This window comes from Plantactinospora sp. B5E13 (assembly GCF_039871775.1).
Taxonomy (GTDB): domain Bacteria; phylum Actinomycetota; class Actinomycetes; order Mycobacteriales; family Micromonosporaceae; genus Plantactinospora.
This window is the reverse complement of record NZ_JBDPLT010000007.1, coordinates 226,010-249,387: the sequence shown is the minus strand read 5'-3', so window position 1 is coordinate 249,387 and position 23,378 is coordinate 226,010. Positions and strand designations below refer to the sequence as shown.

The 23,378-nt window shown below is 71.6% G+C and carries 20 protein-coding genes and 1 tRNA gene; 11 read left to right on the top strand and 10 right to left on the bottom strand.

Annotation, left to right across the window (positions count from 1 at the left end):
* The first annotated feature begins 732 nt into the window (after window positions 1-732).
* Window positions 733-1,989 (top strand): tetratricopeptide repeat protein, encoded by a 1,257-nt coding sequence (locus ABGB05_RS09650; RefSeq protein ID WP_347652859.1) that lies wholly within the window; start codon window positions 733-735, stop codon window positions 1,987-1,989.
* A 560-nt stretch (window positions 1,990-2,549) separates the two neighbouring features.
* Here the strand turns inward: ABGB05_RS09650 and ABGB05_RS09645 are convergent.
* Window positions 2,550-2,951, bottom strand: coding sequence for a hypothetical protein (locus ABGB05_RS09645; RefSeq protein ID WP_347652858.1), 402 nt, complete (start codon window positions 2,949-2,951; stop codon window positions 2,550-2,552).
* 269 nt (window positions 2,952-3,220) lie between these two features.
* Between ABGB05_RS09645 and ABGB05_RS09640 the strand changes: the two genes are divergently transcribed.
* Window positions 3,221-3,346 (top strand) — tRNA-Thr (locus ABGB05_RS09640).
* 171 nt (window positions 3,347-3,517) lie between these two features.
* Window positions 3,518-3,757: a hypothetical protein gene (locus ABGB05_RS09635; RefSeq protein ID WP_347652857.1), complete on the top strand. Its 240-nt coding sequence runs from the start codon at window positions 3,518-3,520 to the stop codon at window positions 3,755-3,757.
* A gap of 664 nt (window positions 3,758-4,421) precedes the next feature.
* Here the strand turns inward: ABGB05_RS09635 and ABGB05_RS09630 are convergent.
* A complete protein-coding gene (locus tag ABGB05_RS09630) occupies window positions 4,422-5,348 on the bottom strand; it encodes a GNAT family N-acetyltransferase (RefSeq protein WP_347652856.1) in 927 nt (308 codons plus the stop codon).
* Between the two features lie 57 nt (window positions 5,349-5,405).
* Complete coding sequence (locus ABGB05_RS09625; protein WP_347652855.1) at window positions 5,406-5,897, bottom strand: hypothetical protein; 492 nt, start codon at window positions 5,895-5,897, stop codon at window positions 5,406-5,408.
* Window positions 5,898-5,968: 71 nt separating this feature from the next.
* On the opposite strand from ABGB05_RS09625, the gene ABGB05_RS09620 reads away from it, so the two are divergent.
* Complete coding sequence (locus tag ABGB05_RS09620; RefSeq protein WP_347652854.1) at window positions 5,969-6,523, top strand: GNAT family protein; 555 nt, start codon at window positions 5,969-5,971, stop codon at window positions 6,521-6,523.
* A gap of 80 nt (window positions 6,524-6,603) precedes the next feature.
* Here ABGB05_RS09620 and ABGB05_RS09615 read toward each other — a convergent pair whose 3' ends face one another.
* The 3 genes from ABGB05_RS09615 to ABGB05_RS09605 all read right to left on the bottom strand — a co-directional run bounded on the left by ABGB05_RS09615 (window position 6,604) and on the right by ABGB05_RS09605 (window position 12,452).
* Window positions 6,604-10,029 (bottom strand): S8 family serine peptidase, encoded by a 3,426-nt coding sequence (locus ABGB05_RS09615; RefSeq protein WP_347652853.1) that lies wholly within the window; start codon window positions 10,027-10,029, stop codon window positions 6,604-6,606.
* A 641-nt stretch (window positions 10,030-10,670) separates the two neighbouring features.
* Window positions 10,671-11,225 (bottom strand): hypothetical protein, encoded by a 555-nt coding sequence (locus ABGB05_RS09610; RefSeq protein WP_347652852.1) that lies wholly within the window; start codon window positions 11,223-11,225, stop codon window positions 10,671-10,673.
* A 174-nt stretch (window positions 11,226-11,399) separates the two neighbouring features.
* Window positions 11,400-12,452 (bottom strand): alpha/beta hydrolase, encoded by a 1,053-nt coding sequence (locus tag ABGB05_RS09605; protein WP_347652851.1) that lies wholly within the window; start codon window positions 12,450-12,452, stop codon window positions 11,400-11,402.
* A 385-nt stretch (window positions 12,453-12,837) separates the two neighbouring features.
* Here ABGB05_RS09605 and ssd point away from each other — a divergent pair, with 385 nt between their 5' ends.
* From ssd to ABGB05_RS09570, 7 genes are all read left to right on the top strand, one after another.
* The gene (gene ssd / locus ABGB05_RS09600; RefSeq protein ID WP_347652874.1) at window positions 12,838-13,905 is read left to right on the top strand and encodes a septum site-determining protein Ssd; all 1,068 of its coding nucleotides are present in this window, start codon (window positions 12,838-12,840) and stop codon (window positions 13,903-13,905) included.
* A complete protein-coding gene (locus ABGB05_RS09595) occupies window positions 13,902-15,143 on the top strand; it encodes a TadA family conjugal transfer-associated ATPase (protein WP_347652850.1) in 1,242 nt (413 codons plus the stop codon). The genes ssd and ABGB05_RS09595 overlap by 4 nt, the downstream gene beginning before the upstream one ends.
* Complete coding sequence (locus tag ABGB05_RS09590) at window positions 15,140-15,982, top strand: hypothetical protein (protein ID WP_347652849.1); 843 nt, start codon at window positions 15,140-15,142, stop codon at window positions 15,980-15,982. The genes ABGB05_RS09595 and ABGB05_RS09590 overlap by 4 nt, the downstream gene beginning before the upstream one ends.
* Window positions 15,983-16,185: 203 nt before the next feature.
* Entirely contained in the window at window positions 16,186-16,806 is a 621-nt protein-coding gene (locus ABGB05_RS09585; protein ID WP_347652873.1) for a type II secretion system F family protein, read from the top strand.
* Window positions 16,807-16,835: 29 nt separating this feature from the next.
* The gene (locus ABGB05_RS09580) at window positions 16,836-17,006 is read left to right on the top strand and encodes a DUF4244 domain-containing protein (RefSeq protein WP_347652848.1); all 171 of its coding nucleotides are present in this window, start codon (window positions 16,836-16,838) and stop codon (window positions 17,004-17,006) included.
* Window positions 17,003-17,371, top strand: a complete 369-nt coding sequence (locus ABGB05_RS09575; RefSeq protein WP_347652847.1) for a TadE family type IV pilus minor pilin — start codon at window positions 17,003-17,005, stop codon at window positions 17,369-17,371. Before ABGB05_RS09580 ends, ABGB05_RS09575 begins: the two co-directional genes overlap by 4 nt.
* Before the next feature lie 257 nt (window positions 17,372-17,628).
* Window positions 17,629-17,985 (top strand): Rv3654c family TadE-like protein, encoded by a 357-nt coding sequence (locus tag ABGB05_RS09570; protein ID WP_347652846.1) that lies wholly within the window; start codon window positions 17,629-17,631, stop codon window positions 17,983-17,985.
* A 32-nt stretch (window positions 17,986-18,017) separates the two neighbouring features.
* On the opposite strand, the gene ABGB05_RS09565 is transcribed toward ABGB05_RS09570, so the two are convergent.
* The 4 genes from ABGB05_RS09565 to ABGB05_RS09550 form a co-directional block, all read right to left on the bottom strand.
* Entirely contained in the window at window positions 18,018-19,052 is a 1,035-nt protein-coding gene (locus tag ABGB05_RS09565) for a questin oxidase family protein (protein ID WP_347652845.1), read from the bottom strand.
* A 133-nt stretch (window positions 19,053-19,185) separates the two neighbouring features.
* Window positions 19,186-19,788 (bottom strand): hypothetical protein, encoded by a 603-nt coding sequence (locus ABGB05_RS09560; protein ID WP_347652844.1) that lies wholly within the window; start codon window positions 19,786-19,788, stop codon window positions 19,186-19,188.
* A 322-nt stretch (window positions 19,789-20,110) separates the two neighbouring features.
* Window positions 20,111-20,320 (bottom strand): hypothetical protein, encoded by a 210-nt coding sequence (locus ABGB05_RS09555; RefSeq protein ID WP_347652843.1) that lies wholly within the window; start codon window positions 20,318-20,320, stop codon window positions 20,111-20,113.
* A gap of 93 nt (window positions 20,321-20,413) precedes the next feature.
* The gene (locus tag ABGB05_RS09550) at window positions 20,414-23,017 is read right to left on the bottom strand and encodes a DEAD/DEAH box helicase (RefSeq protein WP_347652872.1); all 2,604 of its coding nucleotides are present in this window, start codon (window positions 23,015-23,017) and stop codon (window positions 20,414-20,416) included.
* Window positions 23,018-23,378 lie beyond the last annotated feature (361 nt).

Below are 23,378 nucleotides of genomic sequence, written 5' to 3'. Positions count from 1 at the left end.
CTCCGTGCAGATGGTTGTCTTGGTCGATAACCCATCTACCGGAGACCTCACCGCATCCCGGTCACCGACACGCCCAGCCGATCTACCTCACAGCCAGGACCACAGGGCACTTATGACACACGGCCTAGGTGCGGTGGTCATCCCGCTCCTCATATAGTGAAGGCCGCTTCCCCGCAGAGGAAGGGTTCGCATGGCGAGCGGTGACACCAGCGAGGAACTGCACCTGACAGGGGAGAATATCGTCTCCCCTCACTCGGCTATACGAAGTGGCACAGGCATCGTAATACCCGTTAGGGTGTCGCTGGATGGCGCGTATCGACCTGCTCAGCTTGCTTTTGCGAGAGCGGTTCAAACGTATTCAGAGAGGCTCGCTATCGAGAGTGCCAATCAAGAGGCCTCCGAGAGGGCGCCGGGTGCCAGCAGCACAGAAATTACAGAATCTGCCGTAATTCGAGCCCAAGAGGCATTAGATAGAAAAGTGGCCCTGCAGGTGAGGAAGCGGAGTCCGTTTGATCCCTATGCGCTCGCCGGTAGTCCCATGTTCTCTGGTGCGACAGGCGTGATGGGAAGCTACTTGCATAGTCCGCTTCAAATTGCGGCGTTCGCGACATTGGCCTTGTGTGCCGCCGTCTGCATCCTTCACCTAGCGAAGCGGGGGATGAAGTGACAAGACCGTGGCAGTATCGGGCTCTCGCGGTTATTACGACCGTTATTCTGGTAGTATTCGTCCCGTTGCTTGCTAACCTCGTTACGGCAGATCTGACACTGTTGGAACGATCGTCTTGGATTGCCGGGCTTCTGGGCGTCCTTGTTGCGGCTTATTCTCTGCTCATTGGTAGTCGTGGAATCAAGTCGACGCTTGAGCCGGAAGAGACTAGGGAACAAGTAGCGATACGTCTTATTCGAGCTTTCGCGTCCATAGAAAAGCTTGCACTGAAAATCCATGGACGAGACACTGAAAGATCTCCTCAAACTTCACGTGCCATCTCCTTGCGGCAAGTCCGGAAGATCATGTTGGAGATGGGAGTTTGGGGGGATGCCGACATTATTAGCTTCGACATTGCGGTTCGCGCCCGGAATGCGGTTGTGCACGGTGACATTGAGGGGATCGACTCACTTGACCTGAGGTATGCGGCAGAGAAAGCGCAGCAGTTGCTCTCGAAGGTTGAGCGCTGGAGCGAGGAGGTAGTGGCGGCTGAGCGCTCCTACCGCAGGGCCGCGAGCGCAGGTGACTTACACGCATTGTTCGACCTTGCCGGCCTGCTGATGAAGCGTGGCGATATTGAGGAGGCTGAGGCGCTGTACCGCCAGGCCGTTGACGCCGGTGACGTGGCCGCCGTCTACAGCCTGGCGCTCCTGTTGGCCAGGCAGGGTCGGGATGAGGAGGCTGAGGCGCTGTACCGCCGGGCCATCGAGATCGGTGACGTGGCCGCCCCCTACAACCTGGCGAACCTGCTAGACGAGCAGGGTCGGGACGAGGAGGCTGAGGCGCTGTACCGCCGGGCCATCGACGCCGGCGACGTGTCCGCCCTGAACAGCCTGGCGAACCTGTTGGCCAGGCAGGGTCGGGATGAGGAGGCTGAGGCGCTGTACCGCCGGGCCATCGACGCCGGTCGCGTGCCTGCTCTCTACAGCCTGGCCGTCCTGTTGGCCAGGCAGGGTCGGGATGAGGAGGCTGAGGCGCTGTACCGCCGGGCCATCAAGGCCGGTGACGTGGCCGCCCCCTACAACCTGGCGAACCTGTTGGCCAGGCAGGGTCGGGATGAGGAGGCTGAGGCGCTGTACCGCCGGGCCATCAAGGCCGGTCGCGTGCCCGCCCTGAACAGCCTGGCGAACCTGTTGGCCAGGCAGGGTCGGGATGAGGAGGCTGAGGCGCTGTACCGCCGGGCCATCGACGCTGGTCACGTGCCCGCCTTGAACAACCTGGCGAACCTGCTAGGCGAGGGCGCCGATGCTGTCGACGGCAACGGTGACAGCAACTGGCGATGACGAGGACGGCCAGCGCGAGTGCCGTATGGAAATCGACCCGGTCAGAACTCAGATGGACAGCGCCGTACAGAGCGCACACAGCTTGTAAACGAGACGTCGAGCCAGATCTTGACAACGCTCGTCAGCGTGCCCGTTGCGTGCCCGATCCTACGGTCAACAGCGGACAGGCTGTGCCGCCCGAGCGTCGCCTCGCCGACATCATGCGCCCACCGGAGCTACAGACAGTGAAGGTCAAGCCGTCTTCTAAGCAGTTGGTCTGTTCTGCCGCCTAACATTCCGCTACGACAGTAACGGGATGTCGTGCACTGCCGAAACACTCTCTTTAGGATCAAGGCGCCGCGCAAGCGCGGCGCACCGGCCTGCCCGCGCTGGGCCTGCTGGCGGCCTCCGGCCGGCATCGGCCCGCGCGGCAGGCCGGGATCAGTCGTCAATCACATGACAGGCGATACCGATGATCTCGACCAGCGCTGCGTACCTCTGCGAAGTGCAGCGCACTGGGGTCGTCCGCCGGCCCCACGGCGGCCTCCACCGTCCTCAGCGCGCAGCCCCGAGAGCGTTGACTACCACTCACGCCAGCGGTCGGTGATCGCCCAGCGCCGTAGGCCGTTCCTGGCGGCGAGGGCTTCCACATCGACGCCAGCGCTCGTGAGCGCATCGTCGATGTACTCGCACAGCTCTTCCCGATCGTCTGTGTCGTAGGAGCGGCTTGTCGGATCCGCGTCGACGCGGTTGAGGGCAAGGACGACTTGCTGCACTGCTCCAAGGACGGCGGTATCAGATGTGTGGTCGATCCGCGTGAGCGCCTCGTCGAAGTCGGTCAGCGCGGAGTCTGTGGCGACGATAATCGCATCGGGGTAGAGGGACAGAGCCCAGGCTTCGTCTCTCTTCAACGTCCCGGCTTGGAGTTCGGCGCTCTGCTCATCGCGGTCGCGGCGCCACTTGGCTGTTGGGCGTTCGGGCATGACGAGAGCGTGCCAGAGCGGTACGACGGGGCGAGCTGGGCCGATCGCGTGGGTGGTTGGCCGCCGTCGAGGGCGGGGCGATCGACTGCCGCGCCGCTTCGCGGCTTGCCACCGGTGTACGTGGTCCAGGCGCGCGGTACCCCGGCGCCACGGCAAGCCCGCCCCGGCCCGAAGGCCGGGGCGGGAAGCCGTACGGCGCCGGTTGGCCGCGCGCCAAGCACGGCCAAAGTCGGTCTCCCGTTTCAGCGCTGACGTGCAAGATGTGTGCTGGACCGGTGGCAGAGCCGGGTTATCGCAGCGTCCCGAGTCGGTCTGGTGCACGCGCCGTGGCTGGGAGGCGCGTGGGGCCACTGGCGTGCCATGCCCCACCAGGGGTTCAAATCCCCTCCGGTCCGCGACCACCCGCCCCACGGCGTCGGGCCATTCACGGGCCATAAGCCGGTGCCGTAGACGGTCACCAGCGGGCAGGACCGGGCACCACCACCCCGCCGCTGACCAGGCACTCCGGACAGACCCGGACAGCCGGAAACGATCTTCCAAACTGACGGTGCCCGTATCGTGTCGCCATGGATCGTGACGACGTGGTTCTCAGGCTCAGCCGTGACGAAGCGCTCGTGCTCTTCGATTGGCTGACTCGCACGGACGGCCAGTCGAACGACTTCGGCGACGTGGTGGAGGACCAGGCCGAGCAACGAGCGTTGTGGAACCTGGTCTGCCTTCTCGAACGAGAACTCGTCGAGCCGTTGTCACCGACGTACAGGGAACTGGTCGATCGAGCGCGAGAGCGACTCCGGGACGTGGTTTGAGGCTGACCCGTCACGCCGCCCAGAGTCAGCAAAACGTCAGCGAACGCCGTACCGCGCGGCCGAAGACGATCATGCTCGGCGGCACGACCACCCCGTCTGACCACGCGGTACGGCACTCGATCACATTCGGCACTACGGCCGGTCACTCTCCCCCCGACGGGGGTCGTCGCTTGTCCGGCGCAAGCGCATTCATACAGGTCACGCTGTTATCGAGTACATCGGAACGGATTTGCCGGACGCGGGCGTGGCGGTACCGGCGAGCGACCGTACCGGCAGAGTCGCGGTGGCTGACCGGCTGCGTGGCCGGCGGGTGGCGCGGACGGGACCGGGGGATGTGGCGGCGCTCTGGGCTGCCTGCCGGCGGGTGTGACTACTCGTCGGCGCCCAACGTGGCTACTCATTCGGCCACTGGTCTACTGAGTTCCTGTCCGGCGCAGCGCTGCTTGTCTCCCACACCTGGGCAGGGTGCCTCAGTTGGACCGGTGCGGCCGGACGGGCCCTGGCGGACAGCGACCGCGCGGACGAGGACCTGTCTACGGTCGCTGGCCCGTTCACCGGCCATGAGCGTCCGCACCCACGAAAGGCCTTCAGAACTGCGGGGTTGATCACCGCTGCCCGAAGCTGGACGGCCCCTGCTGCCGTCTGTCAGGGACACTGAACGCGATCAGTCAGCCAGGTCGTCATCGACGAGGTATCCCACGCCGTCGCAGGTCGGGCACGGTCCGTAGGCGCTTCCCGCGCCCCTGCCCATGCCGGTGGTCTTCACCATGCCTGGAAGTCGCGCAGTGCCGCGACACTCCGGGCATCGATGGTGGACGCCTGGGGGGAGCGGAAGACCTACCTGGGAGTCCGGTCGGTAACTTCCACCAGGTCGGCCGTCGGCTGTCGGCACCTCAGCCAGGCCCGGGCCGGCCCTTGGCCGTTCCGGTGCCTCTGTGGGCTTTTGCTCCGAGCCCGGCGAATGATCCGCCATCGGCCCCCTCCGCGGATTCTGCCGTGCCGTCCACCGTACGGGCGAACCGGCCGGCGGTGTGGGGCACAGGTCTGCGCGGTCACCGACCGAGAGCAATCCTGATTCAGCGCGGACGAGGTCGAGGCGCCAGTCGTTGCTGCGCATCAGGGAGCCGCTGCCCGGCGGGTACTCGAAATCGCAGGGGCCGACAAGCGTGAAGCCAAGGCGGCGGCAGAGCGCGTTGGAGGGGACGTTCTCGACGGAGGGGAACGCGTGCAGGCTGTCTGGCGTGTCGGCCTGCCGGGCAGCCTCCCGGGCGATGGTGATCAGGGCGGCACCGGCAGCAGCGGCGATGCCCCGACCCTGGAAGGGCGGCAGCACGTTCCAACCGGTCTCGAAGATCTGCCGACCCTGCCAGTCGCGCCGGTGGTAGGCGATGCTGCCGACCATCTCGTCGCCCAGCAGGACGGCGTACATGCAGCCGCGGCCGGTTGTCGGCAGGGTGAGGTAGCGGTGGTGCCGGGCGATCAGCTTCTCTTCCGGTTCGGGGCCACCGACGTGCTGACGCATCTGCGGGGTGTTGATCCGGCGCAGCAGGTCGAGCGCCGCCTCCGACCACGGTTCGAGCCGAATGTCCATGTCGGCAGCCTGCCAAACTCCGGACCCGTCGAGCATCTTGTTTCCGCCGTGGTGCGGCTACCCGGCCTGCGGGTCGGCGGTCAACCTGACGACGAAGTGCGGCTGGTCCGGGTCGGGCGCGTGGTCGGAGTCCGCGTCCGGGTCGTCCAGTTGGACGATCTCGCAGCCGTACTCTCCGTTCGGCAGGTCGAAGACGAGGTCGCACAGGTGTGGCTCGGGCAGGCGTACATGGTCGAACTGGGCGGCCATCGTCAGCGATTCGTAGTTGACCAGGTGAAGCTGCCCGGCGGTCACCCGGATGGTCCCCGCCGTCCGACGGAAGCCCGCTGGCGCGGCTGGCCCGTCGACAACCACCTCCACGGTCCAGCTCTCCTCACCGCCGGTTTCCCACAGCAGCAGGGAACGCTGTTCCGTGGCGGCGCGGAAGTGCGCGAGCAGCGCGTCGTACGTCCAGTCCTTGTCGACAAAGCCCGGGTACGCATGATGGTCGACCAGGGCGAGGAACCCGGAGTCGTCGGTCACCCCGAACCTGTGCCGCAGCTGGGTCATGCCCGTCCTCCCGATAGCGCGGGCCGCCGTGCCGGCACGCGCCCCGGCACAACGTGGGCCAGGATGGGGGAATGTACCCGATCCGCCTCCGCGGCCAGCTGGTGGGCGTGCGTGACTTCCGGCCCGGCGACGTGGACGACGCCCTGGCGATCGACGGGGACGAGCGCGTCACCCGCTGGCTCTCGTTCGACGTACGGAACCGAATCCAGACCCTCGCGATGCTGGAGGGGGCGATCCTGCGGGCCCAGGCGGAGCCGCGTACCGAGTACTACCTGGCGGTCACCGACTCCGGTGACCGGCTTGTCGGCTTCGTCCGGCTGGCGCTCGGCGGGGTCCGGGCCGCCGAACTCGGGTACGCCGTGCACGCCGACCACTGGGGACGCGGTTACGCCACGGACGCGGCCCGTACCCTGATCGATTTTGCTTTCGACACCCTTGACCTGCACCGGATCACCGCCGCGGTCGGGCCGGAGAACGCGGCCTCGATCGCCGTCGTGCGCAGGCTCGGCATGCGGTACGAGGGACGCCTGCGTGACCACGTCCACACCAACGGCGCCTGGCGGGACTCGCTGCTCTACTCCGTCCTCGCTCCGGAGTGGCCGACGGTGCGGCCGGAGCCGGGCTGAGCCGACCTGAGCCGGGCGAAGAAGGTGGTGCCGGTGCGGCCCGACGGTTGTGGGTCGGGCCGCACCGGCACCGGGGACGGTCAACCGGCGTGGTACGCCCGGATGATCGTCTGCTCGATACCGCTGCCACCGTTGCCGGCGGCCTTCACCCGCAGCGACACGGCCTGGCCGGCGGTGACCTTCGGCAACTCGACCCGGTAGTCGTCACCGTCGCGGACGACCCGGGCCGCCTGCCACGTGCCGCCGTCGTCGGTCGACGTCCAGAGCTGGAACGACGTCACCTGCTGCGCCGGCACGCCCTTCGTCTGCCGTACGGCGAAGCTGGCCGTGCCACCGGTGGCCCGGTTCGCGGTGCTCAACGGCAGGACGTAGTCGACCGCCAGCAGCGGCAGCGGCACACTCTCCACTCCGGTCGGTCCGGCGGACCGGAACGTCCAGTCGGTGGTGACCCGGGTCGAGAACGGCAGGATCAGGCTCGGGTCGACGTCCAGGGTCAGCCGGTAGTCGGCGGCGGCCTGCGGCACGGTGAACTCGGCGACCGAGGCGTTCCGCTCGTCGACCAGTTTCCCGTCGCGGTACAGCGAGAGGGTGCGCTTGACCCCGACCGTCCCCGCCTGCAGGCAGTCGGCCCGCTGGTGCCGGTCGGTGAGCATGACCAGGTCCACGTGCAGGTTGCCCCGGGTCCGGGACGGTGCGGTGGCGCAGGGGACGCCGACGTTGTCGACGATGCTGTCGACCCAGTCGGAGTGCAGCGGCTGCCGGGCCCAGACCTCGGTCTGCCGGCTGCCGGGCTGGTAGCCACGCGCCTGCTCCTGGGCGACGAGGCCGCCGTAGATCCCCTCGTGCACGTACAGGTAGCCGGGCGAGACGTAGTCGGTCCGGGTCGCCGGCAGGTCGTACGTCCGACCGAGGCCGAGGAACGTCCCGTCCTCCGCGAACGCCGTACGACGCAGCGAGGTCACCATCTCCGGCGAGTCCATCTGGTGGAACCGCTCGTCGATCCGGGCCAGCCGGCTCCGCTCCTTCGCGGTCATCCGGTACGCCGGGTCGGCCGGCACCCCGTGGGTGTACTCGTGGACCACGTCGTAGCGGTACGGGGCGGCGGCGCCGGCCGGCGAGTCCAGCCCGAAGCTCCCGTACGCCCGCATCGAACCGATGCCCGGCTCCGGCAACGCCGAGACGGAGATCTTCGCCGACTCACCGAAGCTGGAGATCTGTTGCCACCAGCTGAGGCCGTTGCGGCTGGTCTGGAGGTAGGTGAAGAAGGTGTCGACCTGCTTCGTGGCGACCCCGTCGATCGTCGCGGTCACCGGCTTCGCCTTCGCCGGGTCGAGGGTGATGGTCCGGGCGCCGGTGACGGCGACGTCGGTTTCGCCGACGATCACCCCCTCCTGCCGGTCCGCCGCGACGTCGTACGTGGTGAACGCGCCGGTGACCGCGTACCGGCCGGCCGGAACCCGCAGGGTGGTGGTTTCGGGGCCGGCGGTGAAGATCCCGCCCGCGTACAGCATCGGGTCGTCGAGGTTGGTGATCGATGTGCCGATCCAGGTGTCCACACCCTCGGTCACGCCCGGCACCGGCTTCGTCCGTACCGTCAGGTCGTAGCTGCGCGGTTCCACGTAGAAGCTGACCGGTGTGGTCGAGACCAGCCGGTGCCCGGGACCCCGGGCGGTGACGGTGGCCATGTAGTAGCCGGGCTTGGCGGCCAGCGCCGCCCGGTCCAGCCGCAGCGTCGTACCGGCGGCGACACCTCGCTTGAGGGTGATCCGGTCGGTGCCGAGCTTCGCCGTGCCACGCGGGGCGGGGCTGCCGTCGTACTTGGCGACTGTGACGTCGAGGTCCAGTTTGACCGTTCCGGGAGTGTTCTCGCCGGTCCAGCTCAGCCTCGTCTCGCTGGCGCCGGACTGCGGGTAGCGGAACGTGCCGAGGTTGACCACCGGCTGGTCGCTGACCGGGCCGGAAAGGGCCCGGGCCGCGTTGAGCCGGCCGGCGCCGACCGCGTACGGGTCGATGCCGGGCAGCGGGTCGGCGGCGCCGACGAGGGCGGCTTTGAGCTGTTCCGGGGTCCAGTCCGGGTGCCGCTGGACGAGCAGGGCGGCGGCGCCCGCCACGTGCGGGGCGGCCATCGAGGTGCCGGTGGAACCCTCGTAGTACTCGTCGATCGGGTCCTGCAGGTCGGTGCCGGCGGCCCGGGCGGCGACGATGTCCACGCCCGGTGCGACCAGTTCCGGCTTGGCCACGTTGCTGGTGACCAGCGGTCCCCGGCTGGAGAAGTAGGCCAGCTTGTCGTCGTGGTCGACCGCGCCGACGGTCAGCGCGGTGGTGGCGGAGCCGGGCGACGAGATCGGGCCGCCGCTGTTGCCGGCGGAGACGACGAACAGGGTGTCGTACTGCCGGGTCAGGTTGTCGAGGGCGAGCGAGAGCGGGTCGGTGCCGTCGTCCGGTTCCTCGCCGCCGAGGCTCATGTTGATCACGTCGGCCCGTTGGGCTGCCCACTCCATGCCGGCGATGATCTGCGAGTCGCTGCCGAAGCCGGCGTCGTCGAGAACCTTGCCGATCACCAGCTGGGCGTCCGGCGCGACACCGCGACGCTGGCCGTGCGCGGCGGTGCCGCTTCCGGCGATCGTGGAGGCCGTGTGCGTACCGTGTCCGTTGTGGTCGACGGCGTCGCCGCCCTCGACGGTGAAGTCGGCGTGGTCGACGACCCGGCCGACCAGGTCCGGGTGGGTGAAGTCGGCACCGCTGTCGAGGACCGCGACCCGGGTGCCCTTGCCGGTCCAGCCGGCGTTCCAGGCCTGCGGCGCGTCGATCTGCTCGAGGTTGCGGTCCAGGTCGCGGTCGCCGCCGCCGTGGCCGGTGCCGGGCCGGTCCTCGCCGAGCAGGGTGCCCTGGCGGGCGCCTCCGGCCCGGACTGTGCCGCTGGTCAGGCCGGTGGCCCGGACCCGGCGGTCGAGCCAGACCTTCGCGGCCCCGGCGAGCAGCGAGTTCGTCGCCTGCTTCGCGGTGGCCGGGCTCTTCTTGGGTACGTGGCCGGCCACCGAACCGATGCTCGGGAGCTGTCGTACGTCGCCCAGCGCGGTTACCCGGGCTGCGGTGGTGGCCGGCTGCACGATCACCGGCAGTTCGGTGGTGCTGGCGTCGTCGTAGCCGTCCGCGATCAGCGCGGTGACGTCGAAGAGGTCCGGGTCGAGGACCGAGCCGACCTGGGCCGCGATCCGGGCCGGTACGACGTGCAGGTGCCCGTCGGGGCCACAGTTCTGCCGGATCACGGTACCGGTATCGACCGGCTGCACCGTGGCCTGCGGGCAACCCGACCCGGTCGTCCGTACGGTCACCACGTCGCCGGTCAGCAGGGTGACGGTGTACGTCCGCCCACTGTCCGGGGCCGCCGAGCGGCTCCCGTTCGGGGCGGTTCCGGGCTCGGCCATCGCCGGGCCGCCCGGTACGGCGGTCAGCGTCGTGGCCGTGACGGCGACGGCCAGCAGCCATCGCGTTCTTCTGAGCATTGTGCTCCCTACCTCAGCTGGATGTCGCGCGCATGTGCGACACGAGGCGAGATCATATGTGTCCTGAGCTGGACATATGTTTCGCCGTACAGCCTTTGGCAAGGTGTGGGAACGGTGTTGTTCGTTGAGTGGCGGCTCAGACGACGGTCAGTGCCGGAAAGTGTTCGAAAGGAACTCGGACCGATTTCCGGCCGGTTACCGCCGCCGAGGGGTGGGCTGTTCAGCCGACTGACCCGACGGACACCCCGGCCCGCCGGTACGGTGCCGGGCGGTGGCCCGGCAGCCTCCGACCTCGGGGGTACGACGGACGGGAGCAGTGACACGGTGAACGGTGGCCCGGTGAACGGTGGCACGGTGGGCAACGACTCGGCGGGCAGCGAATCGGTGACCGGCGGCCCGGTGAACGGTGGCACCGTGTGTGACTGCGAGGTGTGTGGGGACGCGCCGGCCAGCTGCACGGTCATTACCGACGACGGCGAACTGGAGCTCTGCGCGGGCTGTGCGGAGGTGGTCGGGGACAGTGAGGGATGGCGCCCCTCCGCGCTGTCGGACGTTCCGGAGCCGTCGGATGATTCGCGCCCGTCGGACGAGTCGGACCCGTCCGCGTCCACGGCCCTGACGACGGGGTGACCCCCGGAGGGTCAGGAGCCGTGATCGGGCTTGTCGGCGCCGGGAACTGTCACACCTGACGGTGGCGCGAACTCCGTCGTACCCGAGAGCGGTGTGAACCCCGTCGTACCCGTCCGCTGCGCGGGAACCGGCGCGGCGGCATGCTCATTCCCGACCGGGCCGCTGACCGGTTGGTCGGTGACCAGCGCGCCGACCGGCTGCCCCGCGACCAGGGCGTCGAAGCCGTCGTTCGGGGTGGTGCGGGGACCCCGGCAGGAGAGCACCGCCCCGATCAGCAGGGTGAGTGCGGCGAGGTAGATCAGGGTGGCCACCCCGTTGACCACCATCGTGATGACCGAGAGGTTGAACAGGTCGAACGACTGACGACCGATGAGCGTGGGCCACAGCAGCACCCAGCCGATGTGGATCAGGGGTGTGGCGAGCATCAGTCCGCAACCGACGACCGCGAGGACAACCGCCTGGCGGGGCAGCCGTCGCCGCCACACCAGCAGCCAGACCGGCCCGGCGATCAGGATGACAACCTCCGGTACCGCCAGGAGCAGTGGCGTGGCAGTGGAAAATTCCATCGTTCCCCCGGGCTCGTCGGTTGATCGACACACCATAGTGGTCCGCCGCCGACGTGGCGCTCAGGTTTCTGCCTGCCGGCGCCCCCGGCCCGTCGCGGACCACCCGGCGTCGACCTGTGGCGCCTCGGGCCGTATCGGCGGAGCGCGCCGTGCCCGTGGGAACGGAACGTGCGGTCAGGCGCGGTGCAGGGCCCGGGCCAGCGCCAGCGCGGCGTGGGCGGTGGCCGACCGCGCCGCCTGGGTGTCGGCCAGCGAGTCGAGCATCGCCATGTCGTGGATGATCCCCTGGTAGCGCACCTGGGTGACCGGCACGCCCGCCTGGCGCAGCTTCGACGCGTACGCCTCACCCTCGTCGCGTAGCACGTCCGCCTCGTTCGTGGTGATCAACGTCGGGGGCATGCCCCGGAGCTGCTCGGGGCTGGCATTCAACGGACTGGCCAGCGGATTCGCCCGCTCGACCTGGTTCGGCAGGTACTGGTCCCAGAACCACATCATCGACTCGCGGTCCAGGTGGTAGCCGCTGCCGAACTCGCGGTACGACGGGGTGTCGAAGTTGGCGTCGGTCACCGGATAGAGCAACACCTGCTGCAGGAAACGCGGGCCGTTGCGCTGCTTGGCCAGGATCGTCAGCGCCGTCGCCAGGTTGCCACCCGCCGAGTCACCCGCGATCGCGATCCGGGCCGGGTCGAGCCCGTACTCGGCGCCCTGCGCGGCGATCCACTGTGCCACCGCGTAACACTCCTCGAGCGCGATCGGATAGCGGGCCTCGGGCGCCCGGCTGTACTCGGGGAAGACGACGGCGGAGTCCGACTGCACGGCGAGTTCCCGGATCAGCCGGTCGTGGGTGAGGGAGTCGCCGAAGACCCAGCCCGCGCCGTGCAGGTAGAGCACCACCGGAATCATCCCGCCGGTCCCCTTCGGCTGGATGATCTCCTGGGCGGCGGCCCGGATCCGGCCGCGGAGCGTACCGCCGATTCCGCCACTGGAGGTCCCGGCAGCGCCCTTCGGACGGACGATCCGGACCGGAACCTGGCCGGACGGCCCGCCGGGGACGGTGATGTCCTCGATGTCGACCTCGGGACGCGGGATGTTGGTGGACTGCAGTTTGGCCAGGTTGGCCCGGCCCTTCTCCGGGCCGAGCTGGTACGGGAACGGCGGATTCGCGGTCATCCGGGCCAGTTCCTGCGCTGCAGGTTCCAGTACCACCGTGCTGACGGACTGGGCCATGACGGCTCCTCCTCCCACAGCGTCCGCTGCGGTAGCGACTCGAGCGATCCGTTGCCCCGCTCGGGTACCCGGCCCCGGTCCCGATATGACGTGCCCACCTGCCGGTCCGCCCCGAGCTTCGGCCGTGCGGAATCTCCGTCCGGCGGTTCGTGCGGCCGTTGTCACCGATGCCTGAATGATGATGGAATGACCGGCTTTCCATAGCAGATCGGCACGCTGTCCGGAGGTTTTCCACAGCCGGGCCGGTTATCCACAGCGCCGGAAATCAGGCATCCGGCGGGCCCGGCCCGGCGGCCAGGGTTGCGGGGGTAACCGGAATCCACCGCAGGAGGACCTGATGTCACCCCGTACGCCGGTCCCGGCCGGGCCACGGCTTCCCCTGGTCATGACCTCGGACAGCACCCTGCTCGATGACCTGCTCCGGCTCGCCGCCGCCGGCGGTACCGAGGTGGAGGTGGTCCCCGACCCGGCGGCGGCCCGGGCCCGCTGGGCGGCCGCGCCGCTGGTGCTGGTCGGCGGCGACCAGGCGCAGGCGTGCCTGCGGGCCAGGTTGCCGCGCCGGCCCCGGGTTGTCGTGGTCGGCCGGACCGAACAGACGGACGTCGGCTGGGAGGTCGCGGAACTGATCGGGGCCGAACACGTCGCCCTGCTGCCGGCGGCCGAGCCGTGGTTGGTCGACCGGTTCGGTGAGGGTCTGGTGGTCGGCCGTGGCGGGGTCGGCGGCCCGGCCAGGATCGTCGCGGTGATCGGTGGCCGGGGCGGCGCCGGCGCCAGTGTGCTGGCGGGTGGGCTCGCGGTCACCGCCGCCCGGCTCGGGCTGCGTACCCTGCTCGTCGACGCCGACCCGCTCGGCGGTGGCCTCGACCTGGTGCTCGGCTGGGAGCAGGTGGAGGGGCTGCGCTGGCCGGCGCTGACCGAAGCGGACGGCCGGGTCGACGCACCGGCACTGGTCCGGGCCCTGCCCGGCCGGGGTGACCTGGTGATGCTCTCCTGGGACCGGGGGGATCCGCTCGCCCTGCCGACCGAGGCGATGGCGGCCACCATGGACGCCGGGCGGCGTGGCCGGGACGTGGTCGTGGTCGATCTGCCCCGGCAACTCGACGATCCGGCCGTCATCGCGCTGCAGTCCGCCGACCAGGCGTTCATCCTGGTGCCGGCCGAGTTGCGGGCCACCGCCGCGGCCGCCCGGGTGGCCGCGGTCGCCGGACTGCACTGCCCCAACCTCTCGGTCATCGTCCGGGGCCCGGCGCCCGGCCGACTCAAGCCCCGGGAGGTCGCCCGGGCGCTCGACCTGCCGCTGGTCGGCACCCTGCGCCCGGAGCCGGGGCTGTGCCGCAACCTGGAACGCGGCGAGGCGCCGACCGGCGACGGCCGAGGCCCCCTGGCCTCACTCTGCACCCGGATCATCACCGACCTCACCGGTGCGGTCGGGGCCCGGGCGGGCAGCCGATGACCATCCGCGCCGATCCGGGCAACGAACTCGCGGCCAGGGTCCGCCGCCGCTTTGCCGCCGACGGTACGAACGTCACCCCCGCCGCCGTCGTCGCGGCGGTCCGGGCCGAGCCGAGTGCCGCCGTGCTCGGTGACACCACCGTGCTGCGGATGGCCACCCGGGTGCACCACGACCTGGCCGGCGCCGGTCCGTTGACCCCACTGCTGGCCGACCCCGAGGTCACCGACGTACTGGTGAACGGTGCGCAGGTCTGGGTGGACCGGGGCGCCGGACTGTGCCCGGCACGGGTCCCGCTCGGCGGCCCGGACGACGTACGCCGGTTGGCACAGCGACTCGCCGCGGCCTGTGGCCGCCGATTGGACGAGGCCAGCCCGTACGTCGACGCCCGGCTGCCGGACGGCACCCGGCTGCACGCCGTGTTACCCCCGGTCGCCACCACCGGGCCCTACCTGTCCCTGCGCACCTTTCGACAGCGGCCGTTCACCCTCGACGAACTCGTCCGGCACGGCACGCTGCACCGCCCGGCCGCCGAACTGCTCGCCGCGGTGGTCGCCGCCCGGCTGGCCTATCTGGTGATCGGCGGCACCGGCTCCGGTAAGACCACCCTGTTGAACACCCTGCTCGGGCTGGTGCCGCCGACCGAACGGATCGTGCTGGTCGAGGACGCGGCCGAGTTGCGACCGGTGCACCCGCACGTGGTCGGCCTGCAGGCCCGGACGGCCAACGTGGAGGGCGCGGGTGCGGTCGGCCTTGGTGACCTGGTCCGGCAGGCGTTACGGATGCGTCCCGACCGGCTGGTGATCGGCGAGTGCCGGGGCGCGGAGATCGTCGACCTGCTCTGCGCCCTGAACACCGGACACGAGGGTGGGGCCGGCACCCTGCACGCGAACACCCCGGCGGACGTACCGGCGCGACTGGAGGCGCTGGGCCTGCTCGGTGGACTGCCCCGGGCGGCCCTGCACGCCCAGGTCACCGCCGCGCTGCAGGTGCTGCTCCAGGTCCGCAGGGGTGGCGCCGGCCGGGTGTTGGAGGCGATCTGCCTGCTGCTGCCGGCCGGGCCCGACCGGCTCGTCACCGTCGTACCGGCGTGGAGCCGGGAGCGTGGACCCGGGCCGGCGGCGCCGGCGCTGGCCACCCTGATCGCCGAGCGGGGCGTAACGGTCCCGCCGCTGCTCGCCGGCACCCGTGACCCGGGGCCGACCACGGGACGCCCCGGCATCACCCGGGGGGCGCCGTGACCGACCGATGGCTCGCCGCCGCCTGCGTGGCCGGCGTCGCGTTCCTGGTCGTCTGGTCGGGCGGCCGGGTCAGATCCCGCTATCGGACCCTCGTCGCCGCCGGTGACCGGCCCGCCGCGACATCTGCCGACGCTGCCGTCGTCAGCGTCACCGGTGGCGCCACCGGCCGCGGCAGCAGTGCCGGTGCGGGCGACGGCCGCTGGCGGCGGGCGCTCGACCGGTGGCTCGGCGCGGTCGCGGCCTGGCGGCTCGTCCTGCTCGGGGCGATCCTCGGCGGGTCGGCCGGAGCGCTCGTCGCCGGCCCGGTCGCCGCCGTGCTGCTCGGCGCCTACACCGGGCTCGCGGTACGTGGCCTGCTCCGACGGCGGTCCACCCGCCACACCCGCTGGGTACGCCGACAGCAGCTCGACGGGTTGTGCGCGCTCGCCGCCGACCTCCGGGCCGGGCTGTCTCCGGTGATGCTGCCGGCGCCAGGGGCGGACGCGGACCAGCCGGCGACCCGGTTGACCGAGCTGACCCGGGCCGCTGTGCGACTGGCGGAGCAGACCGGTGCACCCCTGGCCGACCTGGTCGAACGGATCGAGGCCGACGCGCGGGCGACGGACCGGGGCCTGGCGGCGGCCGACGCACAGGCGGCCGGAGCGCGGGCGACGGGCTGGCTGCTCGCCGTGCTGCCGCTGGGCGGGATCGCCCTGGGGTACGGCATCGGCGTCGACCCGGTACGGATCCTGCTGCACACCCCGGTCGGGGCCGGGTGTGCGGTGGCCGCCGTCGCGTTGCAACTCGGCGGTCTGGTCTGGGCGGACCGGCTCGGCGGATCGGGCCGGGCGACAGCATGACCACCGAGGCTCACGGACTGCTGGCCCTGGTCGGCGTCCTCCTGCTCACCACGGTGGCGGTGACGCCGTCCCACCGGCGGGCACGGCGCCGCCTCGCGGCACTCGGTCAGCCAGAGCCGGCCGCCGGTTCGGTGTCGGCTGTCAGCTCGGCGGTGCGCACCGGGTCGCTGCCGGCTCTCAATCCGGTGTCGCGCACCGGCGCGATGTCGACCGGCCGCAGGCGCCCGCGCCTGACGGATCCGGTCCGGCTCGTCAGCGGGCTCGCCGGGCTGACGGCCGGGGTGCTGTTCGGCGGGTGGCCCGGTGTACCGGTCGGCGTGGTGACGGCCGTCCTGCTCGACCGGTCACTGCGTCGGCTCGAACCGGCAGCCGCCCGGCGACGCCGGATGCGTGAAGCCGCCGACCTTCCCCTCGCCGCCGACCTGCTGGCCGCGGCGCTACGGGCCGGTGCACCGGTCGACCATGCGGTCTCGGCGGTCGCGCAGGCCCTCGACGGTCCCCTGGGCGGGCGGCTCGCCCAGGTCGGTCGGACCCTGCGGCTTGGCGGTGATGCCGGAGAAGCCTGGTCGGGGCTGGTCGCCGTACCCGGCGGGGAGCGGCTGGCCCGGGCAGCGGTCCGTGCCACGGCCAGCGGCGCCGCGTTGGCCGGAGCACTGACCCGGCTCGCCGACGACCTCCGGGCGGACCGGGCCACCGCCGCCGAGGCGGCGGCACGGCGGGCCGGCGTACTGATCGTGCTGCCACTCGGCCTCTGCTTCCTGCCCGCCTTCATTCTCGCCGGCCTGGTGCCGGTGATCGTCGCCGTGCTCGGCGACGTGCTGTGACCATCGTGGATAGAAAGGAAACCTGTCGCATGCTACGCAAACTGATCACCCGGCTGCGGGGCGACGCCGGGATGAACACCGCCGAGTACGCCGTGGGAACGCTGGCGGCGGTCGCCTTCGCCGGGCTGCTGCTGAAGGTCCTGACCTCGGGCAACGTCCAGGCGGCGTTGGCCGCCGTGATCGACCGGGCGTTGAAGTGACCGGGCGCCGGCTGGACGGCCGCGACCGGGGCTCGTTCACCGCCGAGCTGGCGGCCGGCCTGCCGGCGCTGCTGTTGCTACTGCTTGCCGGCCTTACCGCAGTCAACGCGGTGCTGACCAAGGGCCAGTGTGTGGACGCGGCCCGGGAGGCGGCGCTGGCCGCCTCCCGGGGCGCACCCGGCACGCCCGCCGGGCTTGCCGCCGCACCACCCGGTGCCGTCGTATCGATCACCGTCCAGGGCGACCGGGTGGTGGCGACCGTACGGGCGCCGGTTCGCGCTCTCGGCGCCCGACTGCCCCGGTTGACGGTGAGCGCATCCGCGGTGGCGGCAGTGGAGCCCGGCGCACCGGAGCCGGTGTCATGACCGGTGTCGGCGCCACCCCCGGGCACGGCTCGACCCGCCCGCCGAACCGGAACCGGGCGGCATCTCCCGGCCACCTGCGACGACCACCCCGGGCACCCGTTCGCGGGCTCGGCCCGTCCGGTGGACGCCATACCGGCCGGGGCCTCGACTGGAGTCGACGTACGAGGGCGGCGTGGAACCGACGCCGGACGGCCACCTGGAGTCGACGCCCGGCGGGTGGCTGGGAACGGCCTCCGGGGACGGGACGGAGCCGACGCGTGAAGGGGGAGCGGGGCAGCGCCAGCCTGTGGTTGCTGGTGGCCGGCTTGGTGCTGGTACTGGTCAGCATCGGCGCGTCGGGGGTCGGCGCCGCCCGGGTGGCCCGGCACCAGGCCCGGGTCGCCGCCGATCTGGGTGCGCTCGCCGGGGCCGCCCATGTCCTGGACGGGCAACCGGCGGCCTGCGCCCGGGCTGCCGCGATCGCCGCAGCGAACAGCGCCCGGATCACCACGTGTGGGCTCGACGGGTTCGACCTGCACCTCCAGGTCGAGGTGCCGGTCGAACCGCTGCCCGGACTGCGTCGGGTCGCCACCGCCTCCGCCCGCGCCGGCCCGGTACGCGGCTCGGCGCCGTAGCCCCGGCGGTCCGGTTCCGGCACCTCCGACACTCAGCCGTCGCCCAGCCGGTCCACCGCGTACAGGGCGGCGACGAGCAGAGTGTCCTCGGCACGGCGGGCGTACGCGTCGATCGCCGTGTCGGCGAACTTGATCGCGTGCGGGTCACCGGTACGTACCGCGCGCTCCACCAACTGAGCGAGATCGGGAAGCGGCCGGGGCGGGTCGGTAGGGCGCGCCTCGGCCGGCCCGTAGGCGGCGGTGACCGCGGCGGTCGCCGCCCAGGCGGCCTGCAGGCTCGGCTGCCACAGGGCTGTCGGCAGGGCGGGCAGCACCCGCAGGACGGCATTGGGGGCGGTGGCGGCGTGCACCAACATGACCGGGTTGCCGTAGCCGTGGGTGGCGTACCGGGCGACGGCGGCGCCGACGATCGCGGCGAGACGGGCCGACACCGTCTCCGCCTCGCCATCCGGTACGGCGCCGGCGGCCGACGGCCAGCCGTCCAGGTCGGCGAGTTGGGCGAGCCGGGCACGGATGCCGAACCGCTGGTCCGGCACCCGGGGCACCGCGTCCAGCGCCGACCGGGGATCAACGCCCCGGTAAGGTCCCACCCCGGGCGGGGCCAAAGGTTGCCACCGGGCGGCCCAGTAGGCGAGCCCGGCGCCGAGTTCGGCGACCCGGGCCGGGCTCTCCGCGTCGAGCAGGGCGCGGACGGCGTGCCCCACCCGGATCACCCCGTGGGTGGCACCGGCGGCGATCCCGGGCAGCAACCGCGGCCACCATCGGGTCAACACCTCCCGCCACGGATCTCCGGCCAGCTCCCGTACGAAGTAGTCCAGCCAGTCACCGGTACGGGTCGGGTCGCCGAGCGGGTCACGCCACTCGTCCCGGGCGATCGCCGCGATGCCTCGTGGTCGGATCTCCAACCGGTCCGCGTAGGACTCCAGCCAGCCGGGTACGGCGTCGGCGTGTCCGTGCCGGACCAGCACCTCCACCGCCATCGGAGCGTGGTTGGACAACCAGCCGTCCCGTTCCGGGCCACTGTCCCGGAGCCGATCGTAGGTCTCGTCGAGGATCGAATCTGCCATGCTCACGAGGGAACGACGTGAAGTTCGCTTCAAGTCAAGCCATGTGTTGCAGCCCACCAACGGATCTGCCGACCGGAACCCGCCGGGTAAACCGGCGGTCACCCGCTGGCGCCGGAGGCCCGGGTGGCTCTGGCTACCGGCCCGCCCCGAGGTTCCACCACTGGGGCAGATCCGCCCCGCACAGCGCGCAGTTGAAGTCACCGTCGCGTACCACGTTCCGCTCCAGGCAGCCCGGACAACGCCGGAAGAGCAGCGCGGCGGTGAAGTTGTCCGGGTGAGCCAGCCCGGCCCGGTCCAGCGCCTCGGCCACCGCCGGCCATGAATCGGGGTCCGGGCAGTAGCCGGTCGACTGGTTGCTGATCTCGCTGACCACCCAGTCCCGGCCGGCCGATTCCCCGCCACCCGCTTCCTGGCCGGCCCCGTTCCGGGCGCCCGCCTTCCACGTACCCGCCCGGGAAAAGGTGATCTCGCCGGCCGCCAGTACGTCCCGTCCGCCCGCACAGGCGACATGCTCGCTGTGCCGTGGTGCCAGTCGGAGCACACCGGCCAGGTCGACGACAAAGGTGAACGGCTCGGTCAGCTCGGCCGGTTGTACCGTGGCCAACCAGGTTGCCAGGGCGTGGGGAGTGCGGATCGCCCGGCCGCCCCGGTGCGGTGTGGCTGCCCCACCGGTGACAACAGCCGCCAAGATCTCGGGCGGCCCGAGGTAGCGGTACCGTCGGCCGCTGTCCGCCATGGCCCGACCGTAGCCCGGTAGCGTCCCGTCCCGCGACCGGAAATCGCCGGCCCGGTGGTGCCGCGACGGGGGCGCCAGGTGGTGCGCCGCCGGTCGCCGGCCCGGTGGTGCCGCGACGGGCCGTCGTCACCAACAGTTTTTCGGTTTCCGGCTGATCATCCTGACGTGCCGGGCCGGTCATACCGCCGGCCCGGCACAGCAGCCCGCCGTCGCGCCCGTGGCTCCCGCCGTCGGTCCGGTACGGCCCCGTACGGCCTGGGTGGCGGCGGGGCCCCGGCGCAACCCTCTGTCGCCGACGTGTCCGGGGTGCCGGCGCACCGGCTCAGCACTTGCCGCCCTCGGTCGCCCGTCTGACCGCCCAGGTGTTCAGCACCTGGTGGATGCTGTGCAGCATCTGGTGGATCTGGTCCAGGCGTTCGGCCTGGGCCAGTGCCGCGTACGCCTGAGAGAGTGCGATCTGCTGATCGACCGTGAGGCGGGACTGGTCGATTGTGTACAGGATCTCGACGGTCTCGGCGATGGTGTCGGCCACGACGTCCTCCTCAGGCGGATCCGTGGAAGCGCTCCCAGCGTAACGTAACCGAATCCTCGGAGATTCATGCGTGCGAATACCGACTATCCGCGATCAGTGACCTGACGGGTCGCCGGACGACGTCGAACCGGCGTCAGCCACCGGCCTGTCGGGCGGTGTCCCGGCAGTCGCGGCCAGGTGCGCCAACACCACGTCGAGCACCCGTACGGCGTCCGGTTTGGAGAGCGGATTGTTGCCGTTGCCGCACTTCGGGGACTGTACGCAGGACGGACAGCCGCTCTCGCAGCCGCACTCGGCGATGGCGGCCCGGGTCGCGCCCAACCACTGCGACGCCACCCCGTACGCCCGTTCGGCGAAGCCCGCCCCACCCGGGTGACCGTCGTAGACGAAGACCGTCGGCGCCTCGGTGTCCGGGTGGTTCGCGGTCGACAGGCCGCCGATGTCCCACCGGTCGCAGGTGGCGATCAGCGGCAGCAGCCCGATCGCGGCGTGTTCGGCGGCGTGCAGCCCACCCGGCACGTCGGGACCGTCCACCCCCGCCCCGGCCAGCGCCTCCGGCGAGACGGTGAACCAGACCGCGACGGTACGCAACTCCCGGGTCGGCAGGTCCAGCGGCCGGGTGTCCAGCACCTCTCCGGAGGCGATCCGGCGACGCTGGTACGACACCACCTGACTGGTCACGTCGACCTCGCCGAGGAACATCCCGACCGGCCCCGCGTCGACGTAGGAGCGGACCGAGACGACCGAGACCGAGGTGACGTCCCGGGGGTGGGTGGACCAGTCCGGCTCCTCGGCGTGCACCAGCGCGCAGCCGTTCGCCAGGTCCAGCTCGTCCACCACGTACGACACCCCCTGGTGCAGGTAGACCGCACCGGGGTGGACCAGGAAGTGCGACGACCCCGGGTCGACCGTGCCGAGCAGCCGACCGGTCGACGTCTCCACCACGTCGACCGGGTTGCCGCCGGTGCCCCGCAGGTCCACCTCGGGGCGGCCGGTGTGTCGCCAGTACCACCCGGTCGGGCGCTGCCGCAGCGCCCCGGCCGCCACCAGCGTCTCCACCGCCTCCTTCGCCCCCGGACCGAACAGGGCCAGGTCCGCCGGGGTCAGCGGGGACTCGGCCGCCGCGCAGCACAGTTGCGGCCCCAACACGTACGGGTTGGCCGGGTCGAGCACCGTCGCCTCGACGGGTCGGCCGAACAGCGCCTCGGGATGGTGCACCAGATAGGTGTCCAGCGGGTCGTCCCGGGCCACCAGGACGGCCAGCGCCTCCCGCCCGGACCGGCCGGCCCGGCCGGCCTGCTGCCACAGTGAGGCCCGGGTGCCGGGGTAGCCGCAGATCAGCACGGCGTCCAGGCCGACCAGGTCGACGCCGAGTTCCAGCGCGTTGGTGGAGGCGAGTCCGAGCAGGTCCCCGGTGAGCAGCGCCCGTTCCAGGGACCGCCGCTCCTCCCGCAGGTAGCCCGCCCGGTAGGCGGCGACCCGGGCGCCGAGACCCGGCACCGCCTCGTCCAGGGCCCGCCGGGCGGTGGTGGCGATCACCTCCGCGCCGCGCCGGGAGCGGACGAAGGCCAGGGTCCGTACCCCGGCCGCGACCGCGTCACTGAGCAGGTCGGCGGTCTCCCGCAGCGCCGAGCGGCGGACCGGCGCGGCGTCCCCGCCCCGGATGTTCCGGTCCACCGGGTCCTCCCGCCCCGACCCGCCGGCCGCATCCGCCGACCGGTCGCCGGTCGGGTCCTCCGGCTCGGCGGCGGGGTCGCCGGTCACGTTCTCCGGTTCACCGGTGGCGTCGACCGGGCTGGCGGGTCTGGCCGGCCCGGCCGGGGCCGGCATCAGTGGTGGTTCCCAGAGCGCGAAGGTCAGACCGCCGCGCGGCGAGGTGTCCTCGGTGACGGCGGTGACGGGCAGGCCGGTCAGGCGTTCGGCGACCGTCGCCGGATCCCCGGAGGTCGCCGAGGCGAGGACGAACACCGGACCGGAGCCGCCCGGCTTCCGGTCCGGCCGGGCGACACGCTGTCCGGGCAGGTGGCGCGGGCCGGCCTCCGGCGGCGGCGAACCGGGTCGGGGCGTACCGGGATAGCGGGCCACCTGGCGCCGCAGCCGGCGCAGCACGTGCGCCACGTGGGAGCCGAAGACGCCCCGGTAGGTGTGGCACTCGTCCACCACCACGAACGACAGCCGGCGCAGGAACGGACCCCACCGGGCGTGTGCCGGCAGGATGCCATGGTGCAGCATGTCCGGATTCGTCAGGACGAACCTGGAGTGCTGGCGAATCCAGTCGCGTTCGGCGCGCGGGGTGTCGCCGTCGTAGCAGGCCGGTCGTATCCCGTCGAGGTCGAGACTGGCGACGGCGCGCAACTGGTCGGCGGCGAGCGCCTTGGTCGGTGCCAGGTAGAGCACCGTCGCCCGGGGATCCGTGAGCAGGGTGGCGAGCGCGGGCAGTTGGTAGGCGAGGGACTTGCCGGAGGCGGTGCCGGTGGCGAGCACCACGTGTCGGCCCTGGTACGCGAGCTCGGCCGCCTCGGCCTGGTGTCGCCAGGGCGCGCCGACCCCCTGCCGGGCGAACGCGTCCCGGAGCGGCTCCGGCACCCAGCCCGGCCAGGCGACCGCCTCACCGGCGCGGGCCGGCACCCGCTCGACATGGGTGACCGGATCGCCGTCGGGACCACCCGGGATCCGGGAGCGTAGCCGCCGTAACAGGTGGCCGGGGTCCCCGCTGCCGGCCGGGCGGGGGCGGTCGCCACCCGGGCCTGCCGATACGCTTGCGGGGATCGTCACGTCCTGCACTCTCGCACTGTCGGCGGGGAACCGGAAAGCCGGGTGACGCGCGGCACGGCGGATCGACGAGTTCCGGTGACCTGGGGCACGGCTGGGGTGCGTACCCGGTTCAGCTGTCGGCGGAGGTGGCCGGCGGCGGTCGACGGTGTGGCGGTGCCGACCACGGTGTCGGGTCTGGGACAGCCCGGGGCTGGGTACCGGACGGTCGGGTCCGCCGCCGGTGCGCGACCCGCCCGTCGATGGTTAGATGCCCAGGAGCGTTCCTGGTGGTCAGAGGAGGACT